A 24,979-nucleotide genomic window follows, 5' to 3' on the forward strand; every position below is an offset into this window, starting at 1 on the left:
CGAAGGCAGAATATCGATGAAAACGATTTTGAGTTTGACTTGCCAGAATCATACTTAAAGTTTGGGATAGGCTACAAATTGACTTTGAAGAATCTTATTTATGGAATATACATTAACTAAATCTATGAAGTGTATAAACGAATAATGAATACTAAAATCTTTTAAAAATAATTAAAATTGTGAAAATTACCTCGCTCATATTAATTCAAATTGCATTCTTCTTTGGACATTCTCAGGAGTTCAAAAAATTAGACGAAGATTTAAGCATTTCTATCAGAAAGGTCGAACATGTTAATCCGGTTTTTTTTGACACCCCTAGGTATGGAAAATCAAAAGCCATTGCTGAAAAATTGGCTACTATCTATATCAGATTTAAGTTAAGAGGTGAGCTGTCAGGGACAATTATAGATTTTAACAAACTATCTTTGGTAGATAATAATAGAAATTTAAGACACAGACCAAAACAGTTTTTTTTCGATTATTATGAAGTAAAAAAAATTAAGTTAAAAGACTTTAAGCATGAAGATTCGTTTCTAAAATACAGTCAGGAAGGAATAGAAGATTTTGACCACTACCTATTAGAAAGCACAAAAACTGCTGGTGTAAAGGATATATCACATCAATTTAGACTAGCCCCTGTTATAATCCCTAATGAGAATATTAAAAGATTGAATAAGAAGAAAAATAAGTTTTATTCTGTTTTATTTCCCACAAAAGAAAAAGAAAAAGGCAGTTACACATTATATTATGAAGATGTAGAAGTGTATTCATTTACAGTTAAAAAAAATGAAAGTTTTAAGGTTGATTAATCATTTTGAAAAATAGTAAATAAGTGTTTTGGTCAAACTTAAAACGGAATAGTATGCATTATTGAAAGTCTACACCAATAATATTCTAAGTAGAAATACCCACCACAACACCCCACCACCATAAAAAACAAAAAAGCCCTAGCATCTGCTAAGGCTTATTATTACTAGTGGAGAAGATCGGATTCGAACCGACGACCTCTTGACTGCCAGTCAAGCGCTCTAGCCAACTGAGCTACATCCCCATGGTCTTTATTTACAACACCTTACAGTGTTTACAAGTGTTTTGCAAGATTAAAGTCATGTTGCATTTACCTGCATTTGGATGCAAATATATGCATTTAGGTGCAAAAACCCACTACCATAACCCACCACGTTTTTTAAAAAAATTAAATCGAGCTTAGATACAAATAATACTATATTAGCTTGTGTGAAATTAGAATAGGTAAGATTTCCCAACCACAATTCAAGACATAGGATATTTAGGGTGTTTCGACACAAATGACGTAAAAGTGACATATTTAAGACGCTACATAAATACTATCACTTACAATACTTTTGCTTCAAGTTAAAAAACATAAACAATGAAAGATTTGAATTTATCACAAAGAGTAAAGAATTTAAGAAATCAAAGCGGAATGACTCAAGAATTATTGGCTGAAAATTCTGGTTTAAGTTTAAGGACTATACAGCGAATTGAAAATAATGAAACTGTTCCCAGAGGAGATTCTTTAAAACGACTAGCAATTGCACTTAATACTACACCTGATGAAATTATTGATTGGAAAATTCAAGAAGACAAAGGTTATTTAATCCTAATGAGTTTATCTGCACTAGGGTTCTTATTCTTTCCAATCTTAGGAATAATAATTCCGTTGATTTTTTGGATACTTAAAAAGGATAAATTAAAAAATGTTAACGAACTGGGTAAGTCAATCTTAAATTTTGAGATTACATGGTCGATGATATATTTTTCTTATTTTATTTTATTATTCACTGGAGTAATTGGCAAATTCATGACGCATATATCCCCAGTAAGTATATTAAAAATTTATATACCTGTAATGATATTATATACCTATAATATCGTCATAGTTGTGATTAATACTATTAAAATCTCAAGAAACAAAAAGACCAAATATATCCCAGCAATCAAATTTTTTCGATAAAAACAGTAATTGACAAATTGAATTAAAGCAACTTATAGGAAACTAAGTTAAAATGCATTTAGGTGCAAAAACCCACCACGTTTTTGATTATTATTTAACTTGATAAATCATACTTCTATTTTTCGTAACTAAATCGATTAATTTATAAACACAGTTATTCTGTACGATTTTTATTAAATTTATCGAAATAAAATATATTGTGGATAAACGCAATTGTGTTTATTCGTAAGTTGCCAATAATATAAACGAACTAAAAATGAAAACAAAACTACTCCTACTTATCTCATTTCCATTATTTATTAATGTAAATGCACAAATTAATTTTCAAGAGCATATTATAGTTAATAATGCATATTCAGTTGATGGAGCAATTTCTGTGTTTTCAGCTGATATTGATAATGATGGAGATATGGATATTATATCCGCTTCATTTGGTGATAATAAAATAGCTTGGTATGAAAACATAGACGGATTAGGTAATTACGGGTTACAAAAAATTATTACTACAGAAACTAGTGGTCCTAAATCTGTGTTTGCTGCTGACATTGATGGAGATGGAAATATAGATGTGCTTTCGGCTTCAGAGGGGGATGACAAAATTGCTTGGTATGAAAATACCGATGGACTAGGAAACTTTGGAACTCAGCAAATTATTAGCACTAATTCAGATGGACCAATTTCCATTTATGTTAATGACATAGACGGTGATGGGCATATGGATGTAGTTTATGCTTCAACTGGTGATAATACTATAGCATGGTATAAAAACACTAATGGACTAGGAAACTTTGGAAGTCAACAAATTATCAGTACAAGTGCAAATCGTCCAGAATCAGTATTTGTGGCTGATATTAATGGTGATGGGAACTTAGATATCCTTTCAGCTTCCCTTTTTGATAATAAATTAGCTTGGTATGAAAATACCGATGGACTTGGAAGTTTTGGAACTCAACAAATTATTAGCACAAGTGCAAGCGGCCCTACTTCTATTTACGCTAGTGATATAGATGGAGATACGGATTTGGACGTGCTTTCAACATCCCAAAATGATGAAAAAATTGCTTGGTACGAAAACACTGATGGACTTGGAAGCTTTGGAAGTCAACAAGTTATTAGCACAAACGCAATTAATGCTAGTTCATTAATTACAACTGATATAGACGGAGATGGTGATATGGATGTAGTTTCTGCTTCTTGGGGTGATGACAAAATTGCTTGGTATGAAAATACCGATGGACTTGGGAGTTTTGGTTTAGAGAATATTATTACTACTAATGCAGATTATGCTATTTCTGTATTCGCAAGCGATATTAATGGTGATGGTCATGTCGATTTACTGTCAGCATCTCGACTCGATGATAAAATTTCATGGTATGACAATACTGACGGGTTGGGAAACTATGGAAATCAGCAAAATATTGTAGTAGGAAATGATGAACCAAGTTCAATTTACACAACAGATATTGATGGAGACGGTGATTTAGATATGCTTTCTGCTTTTACTGCTAATAATATAATTGCTTGGTATGAAAATACCGACGGACTTGGAAGTTTTGGAAATCAACAAATTATTACATCAAATGCAGATGGTGCAAATTCTGTTTTTGCAGGTGATATTGATGGTGATGGTGACATGGATGTGGTTTCTTCATCCAAAACTGACGATATTATAGCTTGGTATGAAAACATGGATGGACTTGGAGGTTTTGGAAATCAACAAATTATTAGTACTAGTTCAAACAACCCAAATTCTATATTTGTGAGTGATATAGACGGTGATTTCGATATGGATGTAGTTGCCTCATCAATAATAGACAATAAAATTGTGTGGTTTGAAAACACAAATGGATTAGGGAACTTTGGATTAGAAAATATTATCACAACAGATGTATACTCTCCGACATCAGTATTTGTATCTGACATTGATGGAGATAATGATATGGATGTACTCTATGCTTCATTTGGAGATAGTAAAATAGCTTGGAGTGAAAACACAGATGGGTTAGGAAGTTTTAGCCCTCAGCAAATTATAACAACAAATGCGATACAAGTGGGTTCGGTTTACGCCATTGATATAGACTCAGATGGTGACAATGATGTGCTTTCAGCATCTTCGAATGATGGGAAAATTGCATTATACAAAAATACAGACGGCTTTGGTGGCTTTAGCTCTCAACAAATTATTTATACGGACACGAATAGTTATAATGCACATTCTGTTATTCCAAGCGATATAGATGGTGACGGTGATGTTGATGTGGTAGCTACATTCTCCGTCAATAGTATGGCGTGGTTCGAAAACACAAACGGACTTGGTAGCTTTAGCTCGCCTCAATATATCTCCACAGGGTTAAATAATGCTCCGATAATTTCTCCTGCAGATTTAGACGGTGATGGTGATATAGATATATTAGCTTCTTCATTTAATGATGACACTATAACTTGGTACGAAAACACAGAAGCATTATCCATTAAAGAAACTAAACTATCAAATTCAATAGTTTACCCAAACCCCACCACAGGAATTTTAAATATTAAATCTAATTTTCAAGTACTCAAGTTGGAGGTTTTTAACAATACTGGTCAGATAGTTTTGTCTAATTCTAACAAAACCCAGATTAATACTTCTACTTTAGGTTCTGGTCTTTATTTTATACAAATAGAAGATATTAATGGAGTAACAGAAATAAAAAAAATTATAAAAGAATAAATACTATTGGCAACACCGTATAAAATTAATTGCTGGCGCAAGCCTACTTACGAAAATCCTCGTGGGTTTTCTATTCGGTTTGTATTTGTTAAATTAAGTGCTTAAAACACGCAACTAATCTTATACAACAACGTTGCATACCATTAACAAAGCCTTGAGAAAGTGAAAACCATTGAAATAAAAAAAGGGCACATTTTACAGAACGAAGGAGACTTAAATGGCAAAGTTTATGAGGTTATTAAAGGCTTACTTCGAAGCTATACAATAGATCAAAAGGGAAAAGAACATATATTTATGTTTGCACCTGAAGGTTGGATTATAGCTGATGCTGTTCAGACAAATGAACCGTGTGAATTCTTCATTGAGGCTCTTGAAGACTCAACTGTCAAGGTAAGAGAAAAAGATTTGAACCAAATTTCTCCAAATGCACCAGCTATAGCAAAACGTATGTTAGTTCTTCAAAGACGAGTAATTATGCTAATGAGCTATTCTGGACTACAACGTTACGAACACTTTATTGAAACTTACCCCAATTTAACACAGAGAGTTCCTCAAAGAATGATTGCTTCATATTTAGGAATTACTCCTGAAGCTCTAAGTAAAGCAAAAGGAGATAAACTAAGAGCGTCTCACTAACTCCATTTCTTAATATTTATTAATGCACAGGGATTATCCTCAAGATACTTTTGTATCAGTATTAATCATTAAAATAAATATTATGAAAGCGTATATGTTAGCATTCGTTCGAGTAAACGATTTAGAAACCTTTAATCGAGAATATATTGAGAAGGCGGTTCCTATAGTAGAACGCCACGGTGGTGTAACCGTAGCAGTTGATGAAAATCCTTCAACTATTGAAGGGGCTCTACCTGATGGGCGTGTGGTTATTGTGGAGTTTCCAACAAAGCAAGCTGCTGAAGGGTTTTACAATGACCCAGATTATCAAGCTATCAAAGCTTGGCGACAAAAGGTCAGTGAAAGTGATTCTATCATTCTTGAAAGAGGTTTTTAAGCCATGAATCACAGAAGGTTTTTCTAAATAGAAAAGGAAAAACGGCATCTTACAATGCATAAAAACATAGGGCGTTAGGTTTAATACCAAACGCCCTTTTGTATTTATAAAATCCACCAAATATATGTATTTGCCTTCAGGAAATAATATTTATGGAGGTGATTGTACTGTGAGTTATGTATTAAAATTTAATGATGAAGTTAAGAATAAGTAAATCGTATTAGAATCTCAAAAAAATAACAGATAATAAGAAGCATTTGGCAATACTGTATATCATCTATTGTATGGTTAGTTGTTTAAGTGAATCTTTGTAACTTAGTCGAGTGTCTATTCCTTCTAAGAAAACCCTACACGGATTTTCAGCAACGAAACCATACACGAAAACGGAACTTAATCTGGAATTTGATAACTCCAAAACTAACATTGCAGAAATCGAACAAGCAGTACACAGAACAGAGTATTCTGTAACAGTTAAAAAGGAAAAATAAAATGGAAGTCATACTGCAATCAACCATCACTTGCCCCAATTGTGGACACAAAAAAGACGAAACAATGCCAACAAATGCTTGCCAATTTTTTTACGAATGTGAAAAATGCAAGACTGTCTTAAAACCGCAACAAGGAGATTGTTGTGTGTATTGTAGTTATGGAAGTGTAAAATGTCCTCCAATTCAAAAAGACAATAAATGTTGCTGAAACATAAAAACCGAACCGCTGGTGGTAATTATATCCCATTAAAATAATTACATATGAAACAAATGAAAATGCTTCTTTATGCGCTGTTAGTTCTAATACCCATTACCATTGTAGCTCAAAACAACCCTGTTAAAATTGGAGTGATCGGACTTACACACACCCATGTGCATTGGATATTTGGCAGTGAAAAAAATGGAGATATCAAGATTGTTGGTATAGTTGAACCCAATAAGGGTCTGGCATTGCGATATGCTGAACAGTATGGGTTTTCTATGAGTATGCGTTATGATACTATGGATGAAATGATTGAAGCCACATCTCCGGAGGCTGTTTGCGCATTTGGCACCATCAAGGGCCATTTAGAAGTTGTTGAAAAAGCAGCTCCTCTGGGTATTCATGTAATGGTTGAAAAACCTTTAGCGGTAAGCCTGGAACACGCAAAAAAAATGGAGTTACTGGCAAAAAAACACAACATCCATCTACTTACAAATTATGAAACCACATGGTACCCTACTAATCATAAAGCTTATGAATTTTTAATGAAAGATTCTATAGGGCCTATTAAAAAAGTTATTATACGGGATGGGCATAAGGGCCCTAAAAAAATAGGGGTCAACAAAGAATTTTTGGAATGGTTAATTAACCCAAATGAGAATGGTGGTGGTGCAATTACAGATTTTGGTTGTTACGGTATAAATTTAATGACTTGGTTAATGAAGGGCGAAAAACCACTTACGGTGACAGCTGTAACGCAACAATTGCAACCAGAAAATAATCCGTTAGTTGATGATGACGCAACCATAATTTTAAAGTATCAAAATGCCAATGCCGTTATTCAGGCTTCCTGGGACTGGCCAATTGGCAGAAAGGACATGGAGATCTACGGCTTAAAAGGAGTGATTTATGCGGATAATAGACACAACTTTCGCATACGCTATTCCAAGGGCTATGATGGCTTTGAGGAAAGCACCTATACACTAAAAGAACGAAACACACCATTCAATGATCCCTTTGCTCTGTTTGCCGCAGTTATTAAAAATGAAATAACACTTGAACCGTTTGATTTATCCTCTTTAGAAAATAATATGGTGGTCATGGAAGTTTTGGATGCAGCCGTTAAAAGTGCCAGGAATGATAAAACGGTTAAAACTAAAAATAACTAGCCAACAAAGAACCGGGTTAAATACCCCCCTACCATAATTATTCAATTATAATCAACCTTTTGTTTTTCTAAAAGGGTATCTAACCCTAATTGAAAAACAGTGCCTTCTACTAAATCAGAAATATTTTTAAGCTCTTCTAAGGTCATAACAAAAGAGGTTTGTGTATTTGGAGCTTGTAATAATACCGTTTTGTAATTTGAATCCTGTTTACAAAAATAGGCATCGGGGTTATTGAATGCCGCTTTAATATTTTTACAAAACCTTACAAGCTCCTCTTTACTTAAAAAAAGACCTGTATTTCTAAAAATCAATTGCACTTTACTTAAGTCTCTTGCAGCACAACGTTTCCATTGAAAAGCAATTCCAAAGTCATTATAATAAATGGTGTTTATATCATCCATAATCTCTAATTTAAAATGAGTTTATAATCAATATCATTACTATTTAAATAAAGGTTGAACACCTCTGTAACAGACGTGCTAAGTAACCGTTGTAATTCTCTTATCTCTTCCCGTATAAACACTAACACAAGGTTTTGCTGCATTGATGGGATAGGAATTTTTCTTTTTATTCTTGATGACGCATATTTACACTCCCAATAGTCCATGTCTATATCCAAAACATAAGTTTTAAATTGCTCAAACGCATTGCTGTTGAATTCCAGGTAAATATTATTAAACTCAAGATGGTAAATACTACATTGACAGCATAGAGACAGTTCTCCACACTTTACTTTTGATAAGGTTTTTACATTATGGCACATCGCATTATGTTTAGTAACAATCTGATTTTATTTGATTCATATTCAAAGGGATTCCCAGCTTAGACACCGAGATTGATCCTAATGTCTCCTTAACTCCTTTTTGCATGGCTAAAGACCCACAAATCATAATGATTCCGTTATTCTGAAGCACACGAGTAATCAAATCTTCTTTTTCAGCTAAAGCATTTTGGACATACTTTTTTTGGCTTTCTTCCCTAGAAAAACTTAAATATATCCCTGACAACTTTCTTTCATAAAACGCCTTATCTATTAACTTTGAATACATTTGATAGGACGCTTTGGTCCGCCCGCCCCAAAACAAATAAGTTTTGGTATGGTGAATAGTCTCATTATTAATCATTCCTAAAAAAGGTGCCAGGCCGGTGCCATTGGCTATCATTATAACTTCTTTTGCTGAAGCTGGAAAATGAAAATGACTATTAGGTTTTATATCAGCTAAAATCATATCGCCTATTTTAAGTTCATTAAGGTATTTTGAGCATACTCCAAATTCGTGTTTTTTAATACTTAGCAGTATATTATTATGGACCTTTCCAATAGAATACAACCGTTCTACCGGATCTTCTTTAGGAAAAACACTCAGTAAATCCCCTGAGGTAAACTTGACTTTTTGGGCAGGTTCCAGCGCTACCAAAAAGGAATTATCAGTATTAATCTCAGATCGGGATACCACCCTAAATAATTTTAGGGGCTTTGAATTGAGGACTTGCACTGAATTTTTAACCTGTAAGTTTAAGCCCTTACTTTTTTCCCAATTCTTAATCCAACTTTTAAAAGCATCAAAAGATTGATTATGTATTTTATGAAGTTTGAGATCAGGAACAAACTTGTGATGCATTTGTAACAGGGCATCAACTATTATAGCGTATTGACAATAGCTTTTATAGGCTAAAGAACCAAACCCGACTACCGAGTATTGTAGCGTATTTGATTGTGAAACTATATGGACCAATTTTTCAAAATGCGTTGCGTTTACCGGTGCTTCTCCATTTCCATAGGTTGATGTAAATACTACCAAATGCTTTGCCTGTTTATAGTGTGTATAACTATTTAACTCAGATACAAAAACTGATTTCCCTTGTGTAATCAAAGCATCATACAATGTCTTTGCAAACTTAAACGTACTTCCAGTTTCCGAACCAATTAAAATGATATATTCGGCACTATCCTTATTAAACTTATTTTTGATTTTTATGCTGTTCTTTTTACGATACAGGGCCATGGCAAATCCTGAGTATATAAAGAACAACAAGGCAAGACACGTTAATAACAAAACAACAGACCAAAATATAGAACCTTGCCCCGTGTGCAGCATCATACTCCAACCGGAAACCAATGCTACCCAACCCGTTTTCTTTTCACTAACTATTGCTCCGCTATATTGATTTACCTGTAATGCTTTGTCTTTTAATTTTAAAACAAAGTAATCCTCTATATCCTCAGAAAAAGGAAACTCAAGGTGTTTTATATCATTTAAAGTGATTGATTGAAAAAGATTGATGTCAACGCCATTCTTTTTTGAGATTTCATCTAAGTCCACATCTTTCAAAACTGATATCGTCTTATCCGGAGGCAATAATGAAAACTTTTCCAGAGACAGATAAATACCTGTAATAGTAACAATAATCAATGGGATTAAAGCAAGCCTCCCAATTACCGTATGGTAGTATGGTGCAGAATCTTCTTTAATAACCTTAGAGAAGAAATACTTGAGCCCCCCTTGTCGTTTTATAATTAAACAGATTCCTGTAACCGCCATTAATAATAACACAAAAGAGACAAATCCTACTATGGCCCTACCTGTAGATTTTAAAAACAGTGATCTGTGCAGATTGGTTGCGAACTTAAAAACCGGTGCTTTTTCAATAATATCTCCAATCTTTTTTGCCGTAAACGGATTAATGTAAAAGGTTTCGTTTTTTCCTTTTTTTGTGACTACAGAAGCTATTACAAAATCATTTTTATCAATTTCTATACTGATAACTTCATCATATTCTGCTTTTAAATGTTCAATAGTTTTTGATAAGGACAATGTACCGGCATCTTCAACAGCATATGGCTTTAGCTGATTTGAAATAGGTTCAAATGCTAAAACTAGGCCTGTAAGTGTTGCCAGCAATATGAAAACAGAAGAAGAGATAGCCAATAGCAAATGACTATACCTCCATATAGAAACGGTCATTTTAATTCGGTATTATTGGGGCATCATACGCACATAACGTATAAAACCAGTTCCTTCAACTTTACTTTTTACTGATGCTGAAGTTAATTCAAACGCTACATCATCTCTGTAATATTCCTGGTCTTCAACTGCCGATTCAAAGCGAATTTTATACCCTGTATCTATCTTATCATTTGGAATTTGAATAACTGAAATAGTACGTTCACCGCCACTAATGGTGGCTCCCGTAATGGCATCAATGTTTGTTCGTACTTTGCCATGAAATTGCCACCAGTCAATAATATCTGAATACCACTCGTCATCATCACCCTGAACATATAGAGTGCTTTCATAATCTCCCTGAGGGTTTAGCAGTGAAATCACAATATAAGCTCCTTCACCTGAGTAGTTAGTCATTTGTATCATACATTTATATGATGATACCTCAACCGGTTTCCCTTTAAATCCCAATAAAACAAATACGGTTACACACAGTATGGGTACTAATTTAAAAGCGATTGTATTTTTCATTTCTTATTTTAAAAAATTAATATTTGTTTCTTCTAATTGCTCATTTTCATTAGCTAAATCATATACAGACTCATCAAAATCTGTTTTAACGGTTTTATCAGCTCCAACTGAAATCAAGTATTCCAGAATTGTGGCGTTTTTAGCTTTCATAGCAGCTAAATGCAGCGGTGTATAGCCTTCATTATTCTTTTTATTCACCAGAGTTTTAAGCTTTGCTATTTGCTCTAATAAGTCAACATTATTTTGCTTAACCGCTAAGTGCCAAAGGGTATTCCCGTTAGCTTGAAGGCCTTTAAAATCTACATTATTGTTTTGAAGGAGTCTAAATTTTTCATCAAAGTCATTTATATCTTTAGAGTTGTAAGATTCTAATAAATAATAGACTAGGGCATTCCCCTGAGCATCTGTAGCTAAAGGATTTGCGCCTTTTTTTAATAGAAAGGCCACAACTTTACTGTTGTTACTTTCTACAGCTTTCATCAATGGGGATATCCCTTTTTTATTCTGCACATTAAAATTTTTGACATGATGCGCCAAGTATTCAATACGTTCCAAACTATTACCAGAGGCTGCATTAATAAACGGGGTATCTCCATTTATATCCGGCTGATTAACATCTACCTCTTTGCTTAAAAAATAGTCGAATATTTCAAGATCAGTGTTCTTATAGGCTAATGCATGTAATGGCGTAAAGCCATCATCTGTAGTAATGTTTGGTTCCAAACCTATTTTTTCTAAATATTTATAGGTCTTTAAGGTATTCGACGTACTTCTTGTTCCCTGACTGGCAAAAATGAATGCATTTCCACCTGTGTTATTTAAAGCTTTATAATCAACACCGTTTTTAATAAGTATATTTAAAAAGTTTTTATTCCCTTTTCTGGCAGCGTAATTAAAAATACCATTACCCTCATTATCCTTATCGTGAATGCTTAAACCTTTTGATGTAAAATAATTGATAAGCGATTCGTCTTCTAAAAACGGTGCTATTAATAATAAGGCATTGGCACCATGCTCGTCTTTATCGGTCTTAATGTCAATACCGTTTTGTATGCATAGATCGTATACAGCCCTGTTTGTTACACCGGTAGCGGCTGCAAAAGTTAACACCGAAAAATGATGAGAGTCTTTTAAATCCATTTTAGCATTTTTAGCAATGAGATGTTTCATTAAATCCACATTGTCTTTATATGCCGCCCAGAACACATACGTTCTTTTATCATGAGTTAATTTATTACTGTCATTTCCTTTTTTAGAAAGTAAGTGTTTTACAACTTTGTTAGGAGTTTTAGACAGAATAGCATAGACTACAGCATCAAACCCATATGGGTTTAATGCTGTTGCGCTATGACCTTCTGATATCTTTTGCTCAATAACCTCAATTGTAGGGTGCGTAGCCCAAAAGTCCCGGTTCCAAAATATATTTTCAGATTGAGCTTGCAGTGTATTTACCATTAAAATACTTGCTATAAAAAATTGAATTGCTTTCATAGGTCTTATTTAAAATTTATAACGTAATGTGGTTCCAAAAGTGGCTGGTGCTATTCTATTCAGATACACAGTTCTATAGGCATTATAGCCTAATTCATTAAACACATTATTAACAAATACATCTAAGCTTAATTGCGAATTAAATTGATACGATGATTGAAGGTTTACGGTTGTATAGGCTTTTAGATCAAAAGGTTTTATTCCGGGAACAACTCCTGTATGCGTGTAATTTCTTGACCAAACATTATGAGGTCTTTCTCCTAAATAATAAACCCCTGCTCCTAATGACAAACCCTCTAAAGAATTATTAAAACTATATCGTGTCCAGAAGTTAGCGGTATGCTTTGGTGTATTTAGTGGCCTGGAATTAAAATAGTAATCTACATGGTCTTTATATTTAGCATCTAAATAGGAGTATCCGGCTATAAGCTCTAAATTTGGTAACACCCTACCTATTAATTCAACTTCAATACCATTACGTGTATCTTCCCCTCCCTTTACATAATACCCTAGTGAGGTTCCATTAGTATCTAATGCCTCCATATTTAAATTTTTGCTCGAGGTTAAGAAATACGTTACATTAAAACGCAAAGCATTATCCAACCAGGTAGATTTTATACCTGTTTCAAACTGATCCCAGCGCTCTGTTCCCAGTTCATTACCATCAATATCTCTGTAAAAAGAAGTCATAGGATTTGAACTGCTGGCATAAGACCCGAATACGATAATATTTTTAATTGGTTTAATGTTAAAACCTACCAAAGGGTTAAATGCATCATCGCGCTTTGAACCTGTTAAACTCCTACCAATAAAATTACCTTTGGTGCGCTCCAATGAGGTATAACGCAACCCTAAAAAGACATCTGCCCATTCTGTTAAGGTAATTTTATCCTGAATGGTAAACCCGTACGATTTGGTTTTAGATCCTGTTGCTCTATCCGGATTTACTGCTACGCTAACACCATTGGGTAGTACATTGTTTATAGGTTGTAATACATCAATAATATCTACATAAGGGTCATCTGTTGGATATGCTGTGGTATATGCGGTATTATCAAACTGAGTGTTTCTGTAATCAACACCGACCTGAAATGTGTGTTTGAATTTTCCGGTTTGAATATCCTTTCCTAATAAATCAATTTGTAACACACTATTTTTATCTGATCTGCCATTAGCATAATACTCCCTATATCTTTGTCCTCCCGGAAGTTCATCCAAACCAGTTCTACCCCCGCCTTGATATACATATGACGTTTCTGTATATGTTTCCAGATCTGATGAAAACAATCCTGCTTTAACGCTTAATTTATCACTAATTTCTCTTTCAAACCTAAGTGCATAGGTCGCGTTTACTGAATTATGCCTATCAGAATCAAAGCCTAAAAAATTATCGTTCGGAAGTCTATATATCTCATTAGTAGCATAATCTCCAAGGTTTATTGTGCCTTGATCCGGGGTTATGCTTTCATCTGTAAAATCCATTTCCAGATAAATACTGGTCTTGTCGTTAGGCTTCCAGGTTAACGACGGATTGATATAAAAACGTTCAGAATTAACTATACTCCTATAACTATCGGCTCTGTCATAAGCACCAGCTACTCTAAAAGCCACTGTTTGATTTTTGTCTAACGGTCCGTAAAAGTCAAATGTTGGACGTACTTGCCCATAACTTCCGGCTCTTAGACTGATCTCCCCGCCTTCATAAAATTTTGGAGTTTTGGTTACTATATTTATCACACCCCCGGCAGAACCAAGGTCGCCTCCTAATCCCTGGCTAATGGCAGATACTCCTTTTAAAACCTGAATATTATCTACACCGGCCATATCAGTAATAACACCAATACCCCGAAAGTCTGAATTGATTCTAACGCCATTCTTTAAAATGGGGATTCCTCTATAGCCTCTCAAAGACATACTTTCTCTAATATTTCCGTAAGTAGCAAACGTGTAAACTCCAGCTACGTTTTTAGTAACGTCTCTTAAGCTCAGTGCATTTTGCTTATCAATTAAGGTATGAGATAAAATAGAGATACTTTGTAATTGTTCATTAGGCGCAAGAGGTAACCTGGTTAAGGTTTCCAGTTTTTCTGCTCTCCTTTCCCTAGAACCAAAAAGCTCTATTTCCTCTAACTGGGTATTACTGCTTAATAAAAACACAATCGTATCCATATTACCATTAACTGAAATAGTTTGCGAGTTTTGGTAGTATCCAACAGCACTTGCAATAATATTATATGTGGCAAAAGGCACATTTTCTATAACAAAGATTCCATTCTCATTTGAAGACGTTCCTAATTGAGTACCCTCTAAATAAACGGTTGCAAACGGAATAATTTCCTCTGATTTATTTTTTACAATGCCTTTTAATGTGGCCTGACTAAAAGCTGTATGTACACAAATTATTGCTGATACTACGACTAGTATTCTTTTCATTTTTAAAATTTTGATTGATTGTTTATTTTGGATTTATTCAATTACAAAAGACTCTATAACTTTACCAATATCTTCTGCTTTGGTATACCCTTCAGAAAACAGGTATTTATATAGTTGTTTATTATCAACCTTAGTTTGTAAAGCCAGATTTTGATTTCTATCATACACATCAGACCATTTTGTTCTGACTAAAGCCCATTTATCTTGATTTGCTTCCCACCAGTCCTGAGCAGCCTTACATTTACTATCAGCAACTTTAACATAGGTATTATAGCCCTTTTCTTTGGCTAACACTATATCTTTTGTTCCGCTTTCACGAATCACTTTTGAGTTATCCTGATCATGTACCCAGCCATAATCTGTAATTTCATGCCTGTTGCCTCTAACCGTGATGTTGTAATCACTGCGCTTAGTATATTCCCGTCTTGGTAATGGCGCATCGGTGGTATTCTCCCAATAGCTTTTACCATCTACATGCACCCAGGTTGCTGAGCCTTCATAACGGGGACTGTCATCTACCTGATATACTTTTTGGGTCCATTGCCCTTTAACCTCTTGTTTGGGTTTAGAGCTATAGTTCCAGGTATTATCTCCATTGAACCTATAAAAATTGGTGTTCTGATATATCCAATCCTGACGCCAATGCTTTACGATATGTGGTTTTGAAGGATCTCCAACTTGCAATAGGTGTTGAATTGATATTTTATTTTTATCATCTTCTACCAATTGCGCCCATTCCAAAGCTTTGTCTGTTTTAGTTTTAGAAGGCTTGTAAAGCGAATCTTTGCTATAGTTAAAGGTTTCCGAAAAATTGAAGGTTACCTCATAACAGCCACACATTTTTTTTATGGCTTCGGCATCTTGTTTTCTTTTGTTTTGGGCATTTCCGTATAGTGAAAATGCTAAGATTAATAATGGCAAAATTGCTAATTGTTTCATTTTTAATGATTTGTTTGTATTGATTAAAAAAATTTAAAAATTTATCTATTCTTATTTAGACTGAATAAAAATAACGTATATATTTGCGACAAATTTAATTAAGAATGATTCTAAATAAAAAATATTTTAGTGTTTATTTTTTTATTTTTTTTTCCACTCTCATTTCTGCCCAGAAAAACAAGGTGAAAGAAAACGACTCCATAGGAATTGAAGATTTAGATGAGGTCATAATCAGTGCTACAAGAACTATTCGTCAATTATCCGCCCTGCCATTACCTGCCCAAATTATTTCCAAGAAGGATATTAAGCGTTCTAATTCCGTAAGGCTAAATGATATTTTAAATGAGCAAACGGGCTTAATTACTGTCCCTGATTTTGGAGGAGGAGAAGGGATTCAATTACAGGGCTTGGACTCTCAGTACACACTGATACTTATTGATGGTGTGCCTCTTGTAGGACGCTCTGCGGGTACTTTAGACATTAGCAGAATTACAGTTGGTAATATCAAACAAATTGAAGTGGTAAAAGGAGCGTCATCCAGTCTTTATGGAAGTGACGCCTTGGGTGGTGTAATCAATATCATTACAGATACACCTAAAAAAGGGTTTAACGGTGAGGTGAATTACAGGCATGGTACTTTTAATAACCAGGATTTGGGTACTGCCATTAATTATAAAAAAGACAAAATAGGTCTTACTGCATTTTATAATCGCTACAGTAGTCATGGTTATGATTTAAATCCTGAAAACAGCTTAAATACTGTTGAACCTTTCAGTAATCAAACTGCAAATTTGAAACTGGCTTATGAGCTTTCTGATTATACAAATGCCATCATTTCCGGACGGTATTATACACAAAACCAGGATTATGTAGCTTCTGAAACCTTAAGTGGCCAAAGTGATATTAACGAATGGAACACACATTTACTTTTCAGTCATAAAGCCTCCGAAAAATGGAGTGGGTACTTTGAATTTTACGCTACGCAATATCAAGCAGATGAATATTTGGATGATAACAATGGTAATAGGTTTAGCGACAGCTATTTTAAACAATCCTTAATACGCCCGGAAGTCAGGACAACCTATAATATCAACGATACTAATAGTTTTATAGGCGGTGTGGGGTTTAACCACGAAACATTAGACAGAACAGACTTTAGCACACAACCTGAATTTAACGCCCCATATATTTATCTGCAATATGATGGTACTATTTTTAAAAACTTCAATGTCATTCTTGGTACCCGTTTTGATAGCCATAATGCTTATACATCGCAATTTAGTCCCAAAGCAGCAGTTCGATATGCATTAAATGATAAAATTGCTGTTAAGGGTTCTGTTGGCTATGGGTTTAAAGCACCGGATTTCAGGCAACTGTATTTTGATTTTACCAATGCCACCGTAGGGTATACGGTTGTAGGGTATAATGCAGTTGCCGATGTTATATCCCAATTAGAAACTCAGGGAGAAATTGCCAATGTTATTGTTCCGGTTTCAGAGTTTAATCAGGAACTCAAGCCGGAAAGCTCCATAAGTATAAATTTAGGTGTGGATTATAATCCTTTAGCACAGCTAAAACTTGGTGTAAACCTGTTTAGAAACCACATTACAAATTTAATTGACACCAGAATTATTGCCAATAAAAATAATGGGCAAAATGTATTTAGCTACTACAATATCAACCGGGTTTATACGGAAGGTTTAGAGTTTGATGCTATATGGAAGTTCAACCAAAATATCAAAATAGCCGGGGGATATCAGTTATTATTTGCAAAAGACAGGGATGTTATTGAAGCGTTTGAAAACGGCTATATTTTTGCCAGAGAAACCCAGGGTTCACCATCATTTAAACTTAAAAAAGGCGACTACTTTGGCCTCTATAACCGGTCAAGACATATGGCCAACCTCAAGCTCTTTTATACCATTCCAAAATGGAATTTAGATTTTAATATAAGAAGCACCTATAGAAGTCAATATGGTTTATTTGACAGCAATGGCAATAATTACCTGGATACTTATGATGATTTTGTGAATGGTTATGCCATTATAGATCTGGCGGTAAATAAGTCCTTGTTTAATAATTATCAAATTGGGCTTGGGGTGGATAACCTTTTTGATTTCACTGATACTCAAAACATCAGCAATATCCCCGGCACTCTCATTTACGGAAAACTTAATATTCAATTTTAATATTTAATACATCAATTTATTATGAAAACTATCAAACTTTTAACATTATTGACCATATTTATAGGCTTTATGTCTTGTGATAATGATGACAGCCCTATACCAGGAAACGACACTATTTTATTTGAGGGCTCGTTTAGCAGAGATTTTGAAGTACAAAGTATGACACAACGAGCTACCTATACCATATCCCAAAGTAAAATCAATTATGACTTAGCCGGTGGAGTTGCACAAACAAACTATGATACTGCCAAAGAATATTTCTCAACTGATGACATGAGATGGGTGGGTTACAGAGAAAGCAAAACTACATATTATGTAATTTTCTTTAAAAACATCACTGAAAACACAATTTCATTATATAAAAAAGAAGTGAAATCCTTAGAAGCAGGTAAATCAGAACCCGTACCGGATGCCAATAATACTGAAAACCATGGCTGGAACACTTATATAAAGCATTTGCCAATATCAGGTAAAATTGAAAATCTTCATGCGCCACAATCATCAGATTACACAACTAACCCGCCTTCAGTTTCCGGTGAGTTTACAAAATTTGATTTCGCCAGCGGGCAAACTACAACAAGTGATACAGACTGGGATATTGCCTTTAGAGGAACTTCTATTATTGTTAACGGCGGAGAATCTTTAGGAACAACAGATGAGCCTTCTAGAAATGGAGATGCAGCAGCATATATTCTTAACAGTACATTTGATGAGGCCAAAAACGTTATAGTAGAAAACTTTGTGCAAGATTCCTCATCCGGTTATGCTATACCTACGGGTAGTGGTAACGGGTGGTATAATTATGCAGGGCCACCAACACACCTCATTGCTCCAATAGCCGGAAAAATTTTAGTGTTTAAGACCCGGGACAATAAGTATGCTAAAATTGAGATTTTGAGTTATTATAAAGATGCAGATACCTCTGGGGATTCCAGATACTATACCTTTAATTATGTGTACCAACCTAATGACGGTGTAACTTCATTTTAAATACAACAGTTTTGAATCGTTTGAGTTAGTCACTTTATATAGCTGTGAAAACATTTAGTTTTCATACCGTATTCCTTAGTCAGGTCATTTAAAGTTTTTTAAATGGCCTGTTTTTGCAAGAACTACTCAACAATAAAAGCTGAAAACTATTTTAACCCGCTTAAAACCAATACAGGTATCTTACTGTAAAAGTCTTTTTTAAGAATGGTGTTTTTAGCCCATTTCCTTGCAAAAAAACCTCTTTTTCTTCTAACAACACATAACATATCCGGGCTATGGGATTGAAAATGTTCTAAAACTCCTTGAAAGGTTGTGGCATTTTCAGTTTGCGTGGTTTGTCTAACAACCTCTTTAAAGTCATGATTTATATCAAAATCCCCCTCATTATAAAATGGTGTTTTTACCAACAACAAATCAATAGAGGTATTAAATTTTTCTTTTATTTCCTTAAGAGGCTGAAGAACATTTTCCTTTTTAATAATTGCAGATTTTACTGCCATTAATATATTGGAAGGCGTAGAGAACTTATAACCCTCCGGCACTATTAACGCCGGTACTTCCATTTGCTTAATAATTTTCCCGGATGTTTTTCCTAAATACACCTCGTCCTTTATAGAATTTGTTCTTGGCTCAACTAAAACTAAATCAACATCAGCAGCTTTACAGGCTAGTTCAAGGGTATTAATTAAGCTTCCCTTTAATGTTCTAACAATAACATCAACACTTTTAGTATCAATTTTAGAAACTAAGCCCTTTAAAAATGCTAAACTCTCCCGTTCAATAATTTGGTCTACTTTAACCATAGTCCCCGCTTTAGTATAAACATTATACACTTGTACCACAAAAAGTTTGGCGCCAAATTCTTCTGCAAAATCAACAGCATACTGCAAATGACTTATAGCATTCTTTGATGACCCCACCGGAACTAAAATATTCTTCATATCTATAAAGTTAAAAGCTAAATTTACAATAAATTTGAGGCAAAAGTAAATTATTTAAATGATTCGTAAAGCAACTACTACAGATATTGATAATATATTAGATATAACAAAAGCTTGTGCAGTTCATATGGAAAGCATCCATATTCACCAATGGAATGCTCATTATCCCAATAGAAATGCCTTTTTTGAGGACGCTGAGCGTAATGAACTTTATGTATTGGAAATTGAAGGTCACATAATAGGTTGTATCACAGTGTCAACCCTTATGGATGAAGAATATCATCCAATTTCATGGCTTACCCCAAATACCAAGAATGTTTATATTCACCGGTTAGCAATTCATCCAAAATATCAGGGGAAAGGTTATGCCCAACAACTTATGAGTTTTGCTGAAAATCATGCTATTGAAAATGGTTATCTATCTGTGAGATTGGATACGTTTTCACAAAACAAAAGAAATCAAAAGTTTTATGAAAGCCGCGGTTACCAGCGTTTGGGCAATATTTACTTTCCTAAGCAAAGTGAACACCCGTTTTATTGCTATGAATTAGTGCTATGACCACCAGCATAAGCTTAAAACATATCAATAAACTTGCTATTCCGGCGCTAATTTCCGGAGTATCAGAACCTATATTATCATTAACCGATGCAGCCATAGTTGGAAATATCCAGGTAAACGCTACAGCGTCTTTAGCAGCTGTTGGTATTGTTACCACATTTATATCTATGCTTGTATGGGTACTGGGGCAAACAAGAAGTGCCATTTCATCCATAGTATCTCAGTATGTTGGAGCAAACAAATTAGAAAAGGTTAAAAACCTACCGGCACAGGCCATTTTAATAATTACCTCATTAAGCCTTATTATTATTGCAAGTACTTATCCCATTGCACAACCAATATTTAAACTTTATAATGCCTCAGGCTTAATATTGGATTTTAGTGTTATTTACTATAAAATTCGTGTTCTGGGTTTTCCATTTACCTTGTTTACAATAGCAGTGTTTGGAGCATTCCGCGGGTTACAAAACACATATTATCCTATGATTATAGCCATAATAGGAACTGTATCAAATATTATTTTAGATGTAGTTTTAGTGTATGGTATACCCGGTTATATCGCTCCTATGTATATAGAAGGTGCAGCCTATGCCAGTTTAATTGCACAAGTATTAATGGCAGGGTTTTCAGCTTACTTTCTTTTAAAAAAAACAAGTATCCCGTTAAAGCCCAGCTTTCCTTTTAATCCGGAAATCAAACGGTTTATTTTAATGATCCTCAATCTATTTGTCAGAACCATTGCGCTAAACGTAACCTTATATTTTGCAAGTGCATATGCTACAAGCTACGGTGCTGAATATATTGCCGCCTATACCATTGCCATTAACTTATGGTTTCTGGGAGCCTTCATAGTTGATGGTTATGCCAGTGCAGGCAATATCCTTTCAGGGAAACTATTTGGCGCGGAAGCTTATAAGGTTCTAATAGCTTTAAGTAATAAGCTTATTAAATATGGTGTTATCATTGGAATTATTTTGGGTTGTACAGGAGCTTTGTTCTATTATCCCATTGGGAAAATTTTCACCAAAGAACCGGAAGTCCTCAAAGCTTTTTACAATACCTTTTGGATTGTACTGGTCATGCAACCACTGTGTACGCTGGCATTTATATTTGACGGTATATTTAAAGGTCTTGGTAAAATGAAATACTTAAGAAATGTGCTGTTGTTTTCAACCTTTCTGGTCTTTGTTCCGGTACTGTTTTGGTTAGATAGTTTAGATTTAAAACTACATGCCATATTTATAGCCATGACATTCTGGATCATTGCCAGGGGCATCCCCTTAATTGTAAAATTTAGAAAAATATTTATCCCGCTGGCACAAAACAATTAACTTTGTATTACCATTTCTAAATTAAAATGGCAGAAACAGCATAAAGACTAGTATGAATCCAGTTATTGCAGTCCTTCAACAAGTTAATATTGAAGAAAAAATTAAAAATGCACCGGATAAAGGTTATGAAATAGGGGTGTTTATAGGTGCAATGCTCCCTTTTGTTGTGCTGGTTGCACTAGCTTATTTAATGTACAGATATAATAAAAAGAGAAACTAATAAACAATCATTATGGATATTATGTCATTCATCAGCGGAAACGGGTTGTTTCTACTATTAGCTTTAGTTCTAATCATTGTTTACATTGTAAATAAAAGGAAAAGAAGATAATGGGAAATAACATTCGCATCACAAAACAATTCTCTTTTGAAACCGGTCATGCGCTTTACGGTTATGACGGAAAATGTAAAAACGTGCATGGTCACAGTTACAAACTATCAGTTACCGTAATAGGAAAACCCATTACAGACACCTCCAACGTCAAGTACGGTATGGTTATAGACTTTGGTGATTTAAAGAAAATTGTAAAAGAAGAGATTGTTAATGTCTTTGACCACGCCACTGTTTTTAATAAAAACACCCCGCATGTAGAATTGGCCAAAGAACTTGAAAACCGGGGACACAATGTGCTTCTTGTTGATTATCAACCCACCAGTGAGATGATGGTTCTGGATTTTGCAAAAAAAATAAAGACCCGATTACCTAAGCATATCGCCCTGCACTCTTTAAAACTCCAGGAAACGGACAGTTCATTTGCAGAATGGTATTCATATGATAATAATTAGGGCGTTACCCCAGGGGTCGGGCTTTCGGTAGTCGCTTTTTTGTGTTGCATAGGCGCAACATCACAAAAAGAGCTCCAACAAGACCTCAATCCCTAACGCAACCTGTCAACCAGCTTTTAAGCGCAATAATACTATTAATCATTTTCCGGAAAATGATTGGTCAAAAAATAAACGCTTGGGATTCAAACAATATAGAAAATAAGACCATATAGATTTGAAAACCCAAACAAAGAGATTCCTGCCTTCATAGGAATATACTATATTTACACCATGCAAATTCCAAAAGGCAAAAAAATATATTTCGCTTCAGATAATCATTTAGGAGCCCCCACAAAAGCGGATTCCTTACCCCGTGAAAAGAAGTTTGTAGCTTGGCTGGATCAAATAAAACATGATGCCGCAGCCATTTTTCTTCTTGGTGATTTATTTGATTTCTGGATGGATTATAAATATGTGGTGCCCAAAGGCTTCACCAGAACCCTTGGTAAGCTGGCAGAAATTAGTGATTCCGGAATTCCAATCCATTACTTTGTGGGCAATCATGACCTTTGGATGAATGGTTATTTTGAAGAAGAACTTAATATTCCGGTATACCATAAACCTAAAGAGTTCATATTTAACAACAAAACCTTTTTTATAGGCCACGGTGATGGTTTAGGCCCCGGAGACAAAGGTTATAAACGTATGAAAAAGGTCTTTACAAATCCGTTTTGCAAATGGTTGTTCCGTTGGTTACACCCGGATTTGGGTGTTAAATTAGCCCAGCACCTCTCCGTTAAAAATAAACTCATTTCGGGCGATGAAGACGCTAAATTTTTAGGAGAAGATAATGAGTGGTTAGTACAATATTGCAAGCGTAAACTGGAACAAAAACACCAGGATTACTTTGTGTTTGGCCATAGGCATTTACCCTTAAATATAGACCTCAACAAAACCTCAAAATACATCAATCTGGGTGATTGGATTTCCTATTATACTTATGGTGTTTTTGATGGAGAGACTTTTGAGTTGAAAACGTATTAACCTTCTTGTTCATGGGCTTCAACATCCTTTGTTAAATCCAATTCCCTAAGCACCGGATTTTTCACACCAACTGTTATTACGGTCAATAAGGTCATACAGCCTCCAAAAACCACTGCCGTTACCGGGCCCAATAATTTTGCGGCCACACCACTTTCAAAAGCTCCAAGTTCATTTGAAGAACCTACAAACATAGAATTTACTGCCGATACACGTCCTCTCATATCATCAGGGGTTTTTAGCTGTAAAATGGTCTGCCTGATAACCATGGAAACCCCATCAGTAGCACCACTTAAAAACAAGGCCAAAACACTAACCCAAAATATATTAGAAAGCCCAAAAGCAATAATGCACAAGCCAAAACCAAAAATAGTAGCCAGCAATTTTTTGCCGGCATTTTTACTAATAGGAAGATAAGTGGTCATAAACATACTACATATACTTCCTAAAGATATGGAGGCATTTAAAATACCAAAACCCTGAGAACCAACCTCTAATATATCTTGAGCAAAAACCGATAGTAAGGCCACGGTTCCGCCAAACAAAACAGCAATCATATCTAAAGTTAAAGCTCCCAAAATAGCCTTATTGCTAAACACAAACCTAACACCAACCTTTAAACTTTCCTTTAAAGGTTCACCAATTTTAGGGTTTAAAATAGGTTTCTTTTTTATTTGAAAACAAATACCCAATGCAATCAATACTAAAATAAAAATGATGCATAGCGTTTTGTCTACACCTATCCAATGTATAGAAAACCCGCCAAAAAGAGCTCCTAAAACGGCAGCGGCTTTCCATGTACTGCTACTCCACGTAGCCGCATTGGGGTATATTTTTTTGGGAACAATTAATGCGACTAACGAAAATATGGTTGGTCCGAAAAAGGAACGTAAAAAACCGCCAAAAAACACCAGAGCATAAATAGCATATAAAATAGTTTTTATTTCCCAACCGGCCACTACTTTGTCCCACGTTAAAAAAAACAACCCTAAACTAATTAATGAAAAGGCAGCAATGCAAACAGCCAGTAAATTTCGTTTTTCCTTTTGGTCAACAATATGCCCTGCAAAAAGAGCCATGGTAAAGGCTGGAATTATTTCCATTAAACCTATAATTCCAAGATATAAGGGGTCTTTTGTCAACGTATAGACCTGCCATTCTATAACTATAAATTGCATTGACCAGCCAAACACCAAAACAAATCTAACCAATAAAAAGATGTTAAACTCTCTTATTCTTAACGCTGCATACGGATCATTCTTGGGCAT

23 protein-coding genes and 1 tRNA gene are annotated in these 24,979 nt (G+C 34.7%); 14 read left to right on the forward strand and 10 right to left on the reverse strand.

Annotated elements, in window-relative coordinates; translation table 11 throughout:
• The first annotated feature begins 179 nt into the window (after positions 1–179).
• Complete coding sequence (locus VOI54_RS03930) at positions 180–809, forward strand: hypothetical protein (RefSeq protein WP_326281415.1); 630 nt, start codon at positions 180–182, stop codon at positions 807–809.
• A 168-nt stretch (positions 810–977) separates the two neighbouring features.
• Here VOI54_RS03930 and VOI54_RS03935 read toward each other — a convergent pair.
• Positions 978–1,051 (reverse strand) — tRNA-Ala (locus tag VOI54_RS03935).
• 339 nt (positions 1,052–1,390) lie between these two features.
• Between VOI54_RS03935 and VOI54_RS03940 the strand changes: the two genes are divergently transcribed.
• The 6 genes from VOI54_RS03940 to VOI54_RS03965 all read left to right on the forward strand — a co-directional run bounded on the left by VOI54_RS03940 (position 1,391) and on the right by VOI54_RS03965 (position 7,556).
• Positions 1,391–1,975 (forward strand): magnetosome magnetite crystal formation protein family, encoded by a 585-nt coding sequence (locus VOI54_RS03940; RefSeq protein ID WP_326281416.1) that lies wholly within the window; start codon positions 1,391–1,393, stop codon positions 1,973–1,975.
• 256 nt (positions 1,976–2,231) lie between these two features.
• Positions 2,232–4,685, forward strand: coding sequence for a T9SS type A sorting domain-containing protein (locus VOI54_RS03945; protein ID WP_326281417.1), 2,454 nt, complete (start codon positions 2,232–2,234; stop codon positions 4,683–4,685).
• A gap of 162 nt (positions 4,686–4,847) precedes the next feature.
• A complete protein-coding gene (locus VOI54_RS03950; RefSeq protein WP_326281418.1) occupies positions 4,848–5,321 on the forward strand; it encodes a Crp/Fnr family transcriptional regulator in 474 nt (157 codons plus the stop codon).
• An 82-nt stretch (positions 5,322–5,403) separates the two neighbouring features.
• Positions 5,404–5,697: a DUF1330 domain-containing protein gene (locus VOI54_RS03955; protein ID WP_326281419.1), complete on the forward strand. Its 294-nt coding sequence runs from the start codon at positions 5,404–5,406 to the stop codon at positions 5,695–5,697.
• 489 nt (positions 5,698–6,186) lie between these two features.
• A complete protein-coding gene (locus VOI54_RS03960; RefSeq protein ID WP_326281420.1) occupies positions 6,187–6,393 on the forward strand; it encodes a GDCCVxC domain-containing (seleno)protein in 207 nt (68 codons plus the stop codon).
• A gap of 53 nt (positions 6,394–6,446) precedes the next feature.
• On the forward strand, positions 6,447–7,556 hold the full coding sequence (locus tag VOI54_RS03965; protein WP_326281421.1) for a Gfo/Idh/MocA family protein: 1,110 nt from the start codon (positions 6,447–6,449) through the stop codon (positions 7,554–7,556).
• 41 nt (positions 7,557–7,597) lie between these two features.
• On the opposite strand, the gene VOI54_RS03970 is transcribed toward VOI54_RS03965, so the two are convergent.
• From VOI54_RS03970 to VOI54_RS04000, 7 genes are read right to left on the reverse strand one after another with little or no spacing between them, the layout of a single operon-like run.
• Positions 7,598–7,957: a hypothetical protein gene (locus tag VOI54_RS03970; RefSeq protein ID WP_326281422.1), complete on the reverse strand. Its 360-nt coding sequence runs from the start codon at positions 7,955–7,957 to the stop codon at positions 7,598–7,600.
• A gap of 5 nt (positions 7,958–7,962) precedes the next feature.
• Positions 7,963–8,319: a DUF6686 family protein gene (locus VOI54_RS03975; RefSeq protein WP_326281423.1), complete on the reverse strand. Its 357-nt coding sequence runs from the start codon at positions 8,317–8,319 to the stop codon at positions 7,963–7,965.
• A 10-nt stretch (positions 8,320–8,329) separates the two neighbouring features.
• Positions 8,330–10,522: a PepSY domain-containing protein gene (locus VOI54_RS03980; protein WP_326281424.1), complete on the reverse strand. Its 2,193-nt coding sequence runs from the start codon at positions 10,520–10,522 to the stop codon at positions 8,330–8,332.
• A 12-nt stretch (positions 10,523–10,534) separates the two neighbouring features.
• Entirely contained in the window at positions 10,535–11,032 is a 498-nt protein-coding gene (locus tag VOI54_RS03985; protein ID WP_326281425.1) for a DUF2271 domain-containing protein, read from the reverse strand.
• A gap of 3 nt (positions 11,033–11,035) precedes the next feature.
• Positions 11,036–12,523 (reverse strand): ankyrin repeat domain-containing protein, encoded by a 1,488-nt coding sequence (locus VOI54_RS03990; protein WP_326281426.1) that lies wholly within the window; start codon positions 12,521–12,523, stop codon positions 11,036–11,038.
• Between the two features lie 9 nt (positions 12,524–12,532).
• Positions 12,533–14,956 (reverse strand): TonB-dependent siderophore receptor, encoded by a 2,424-nt coding sequence (locus VOI54_RS03995; RefSeq protein ID WP_326281427.1) that lies wholly within the window; start codon positions 14,954–14,956, stop codon positions 12,533–12,535.
• Positions 14,957–14,989: 33 nt separating this feature from the next.
• A complete protein-coding gene (locus VOI54_RS04000; protein WP_326281428.1) occupies positions 14,990–15,895 on the reverse strand; it encodes a DUF6607 family protein in 906 nt (301 codons plus the stop codon).
• Positions 15,896–16,077: 182 nt separating this feature from the next.
• On the opposite strand from VOI54_RS04000, the gene VOI54_RS04005 reads away from it, so the two are divergent.
• Complete coding sequence (locus VOI54_RS04005; RefSeq protein ID WP_326281429.1) at positions 16,078–18,084, forward strand: TonB-dependent receptor plug domain-containing protein; 2,007 nt, start codon at positions 16,078–16,080, stop codon at positions 18,082–18,084.
• A gap of 21 nt (positions 18,085–18,105) precedes the next feature.
• On the forward strand, positions 18,106–19,074 hold the full coding sequence (locus tag VOI54_RS04010; RefSeq protein WP_326281430.1) for an HmuY family protein: 969 nt from the start codon (positions 18,106–18,108) through the stop codon (positions 19,072–19,074).
• Between the two features lie 146 nt (positions 19,075–19,220).
• Here the strand turns inward: VOI54_RS04010 and VOI54_RS04015 are convergent, their stop codons facing one another.
• Positions 19,221–20,015: a universal stress protein gene (locus tag VOI54_RS04015; RefSeq protein ID WP_326281431.1), complete on the reverse strand. Its 795-nt coding sequence runs from the start codon at positions 20,013–20,015 to the stop codon at positions 19,221–19,223.
• A gap of 58 nt (positions 20,016–20,073) precedes the next feature.
• Between VOI54_RS04015 and VOI54_RS04020 the strand changes: the two genes are divergently transcribed.
• The 5 genes from VOI54_RS04020 to VOI54_RS04040 all read left to right on the forward strand — a co-directional run bounded on the left by VOI54_RS04020 (position 20,074) and on the right by VOI54_RS04040 (position 23,714).
• The gene (locus tag VOI54_RS04020; protein WP_326281432.1) at positions 20,074–20,574 is read left to right on the forward strand and encodes a GNAT family N-acetyltransferase; all 501 of its coding nucleotides are present in this window, start codon (positions 20,074–20,076) and stop codon (positions 20,572–20,574) included.
• Entirely contained in the window at positions 20,571–21,905 is a 1,335-nt protein-coding gene (locus VOI54_RS04025; protein ID WP_326281433.1) for an MATE family efflux transporter, read from the forward strand. Before VOI54_RS04020 ends, VOI54_RS04025 begins: the two co-directional genes overlap by 4 nt.
• A gap of 52 nt (positions 21,906–21,957) precedes the next feature.
• Positions 21,958–22,125, forward strand: coding sequence for a hypothetical protein (locus VOI54_RS04030; RefSeq protein ID WP_326281434.1), 168 nt, complete (start codon positions 21,958–21,960; stop codon positions 22,123–22,125).
• 110 nt (positions 22,126–22,235) lie between these two features.
• Positions 22,236–22,691 carry a 6-pyruvoyl trahydropterin synthase family protein gene (locus VOI54_RS04035; RefSeq protein ID WP_326281435.1) on the forward strand — a complete coding sequence of 152 codons (456 nt, stop codon included), beginning with the start codon at positions 22,236–22,238 and terminating at the stop codon, positions 22,689–22,691.
• A 270-nt stretch (positions 22,692–22,961) separates the two neighbouring features.
• Positions 22,962–23,714: a UDP-2,3-diacylglucosamine diphosphatase gene (locus VOI54_RS04040; protein ID WP_326281436.1), complete on the forward strand. Its 753-nt coding sequence runs from the start codon at positions 22,962–22,964 to the stop codon at positions 23,712–23,714.
• Here VOI54_RS04040 and VOI54_RS04045 read toward each other — a convergent pair.
• The gene (locus VOI54_RS04045) at positions 23,711–24,979 is read right to left on the reverse strand and encodes an MFS transporter (RefSeq protein WP_326281437.1); all 1,269 of its coding nucleotides are present in this window, start codon (positions 24,977–24,979) and stop codon (positions 23,711–23,713) included. The two genes, VOI54_RS04040 and VOI54_RS04045, sit on opposite strands and share 4 nt — an antisense overlap.

Origin of the sequence: Alterotamlana spongicola, assembly GCF_035818475.1 — a bacterium.
Classification (GTDB): Bacteria; Bacteroidota; Bacteroidia; order Flavobacteriales; family Flavobacteriaceae; genus Cognatitamlana.

Bases quoted from the DNA above. Each gene is read 5' to 3' on its own strand.
- VOI54_RS03940 (WP_326281416.1), top strand. From the start codon at position 1,391: ATGAAAGATTTGAATTTATCACAAAGAGTAAAGAATTTAAGAAATCAA.
- VOI54_RS03945 (WP_326281417.1), top strand. From the start codon at position 2,232: ATGAAAACAAAACTACTCCTACTTATCTCATTTCCATTATTTATTAAT.
- VOI54_RS03955 (WP_326281419.1), top strand. From the start codon at position 5,404: ATGAAAGCGTATATGTTAGCATTCGTTCGAGTAAACGATTTAGAAACC.
- VOI54_RS03960 (WP_326281420.1), top strand. From the start codon at position 6,187: ATGGAAGTCATACTGCAATCAACCATCACTTGCCCCAATTGTGGACAC.
- VOI54_RS03965 (WP_326281421.1), top strand. From the start codon at position 6,447: ATGAAACAAATGAAAATGCTTCTTTATGCGCTGTTAGTTCTAATACCC.
- VOI54_RS03970 (WP_326281422.1), bottom strand. From the start codon at position 7,957: ATGGATGATATAAACACCATTTATTATAATGACTTTGGAATTGCTTTT.
- VOI54_RS03975 (WP_326281423.1), bottom strand. From the start codon at position 8,319: ATGTGCCATAATGTAAAAACCTTATCAAAAGTAAAGTGTGGAGAACTG.
- VOI54_RS03980 (WP_326281424.1), bottom strand. From the start codon at position 10,522: ATGACCGTTTCTATATGGAGGTATAGTCATTTGCTATTGGCTATCTCT.
- VOI54_RS03985 (WP_326281425.1), bottom strand. From the start codon at position 11,032: ATGAAAAATACAATCGCTTTTAAATTAGTACCCATACTGTGTGTAACC.
- VOI54_RS03990 (WP_326281426.1), bottom strand. From the start codon at position 12,523: ATGAAAGCAATTCAATTTTTTATAGCAAGTATTTTAATGGTAAATACA.
- VOI54_RS03995 (WP_326281427.1), bottom strand. From the start codon at position 14,956: ATGAAAAGAATACTAGTCGTAGTATCAGCAATAATTTGTGTACATACA.
- VOI54_RS04000 (WP_326281428.1), bottom strand. From the start codon at position 15,895: ATGAAACAATTAGCAATTTTGCCATTATTAATCTTAGCATTTTCACTA.
- VOI54_RS04010 (WP_326281430.1), top strand. From the start codon at position 18,106: ATGAAAACTATCAAACTTTTAACATTATTGACCATATTTATAGGCTTT.
- VOI54_RS04015 (WP_326281431.1), bottom strand. From the start codon at position 20,015: ATGAAGAATATTTTAGTTCCGGTGGGGTCATCAAAGAATGCTATAAGT.
- VOI54_RS04020 (WP_326281432.1), top strand. From the start codon at position 20,074: ATGATTCGTAAAGCAACTACTACAGATATTGATAATATATTAGATATA.
- VOI54_RS04025 (WP_326281433.1), top strand. From the start codon at position 20,571: ATGACCACCAGCATAAGCTTAAAACATATCAATAAACTTGCTATTCCG.
- VOI54_RS04030 (WP_326281434.1), top strand. From the start codon at position 21,958: ATGAATCCAGTTATTGCAGTCCTTCAACAAGTTAATATTGAAGAAAAA.
- VOI54_RS04035 (WP_326281435.1), top strand. From the start codon at position 22,236: ATGGGAAATAACATTCGCATCACAAAACAATTCTCTTTTGAAACCGGT.
- VOI54_RS04040 (WP_326281436.1), top strand. From the start codon at position 22,962: ATGCAAATTCCAAAAGGCAAAAAAATATATTTCGCTTCAGATAATCAT.
- VOI54_RS04045 (WP_326281437.1), bottom strand. From the start codon at position 24,979: ATGCCCAAGAATGATCCGTATGCAGCGTTAAGAATAAGAGAGTTTAAC.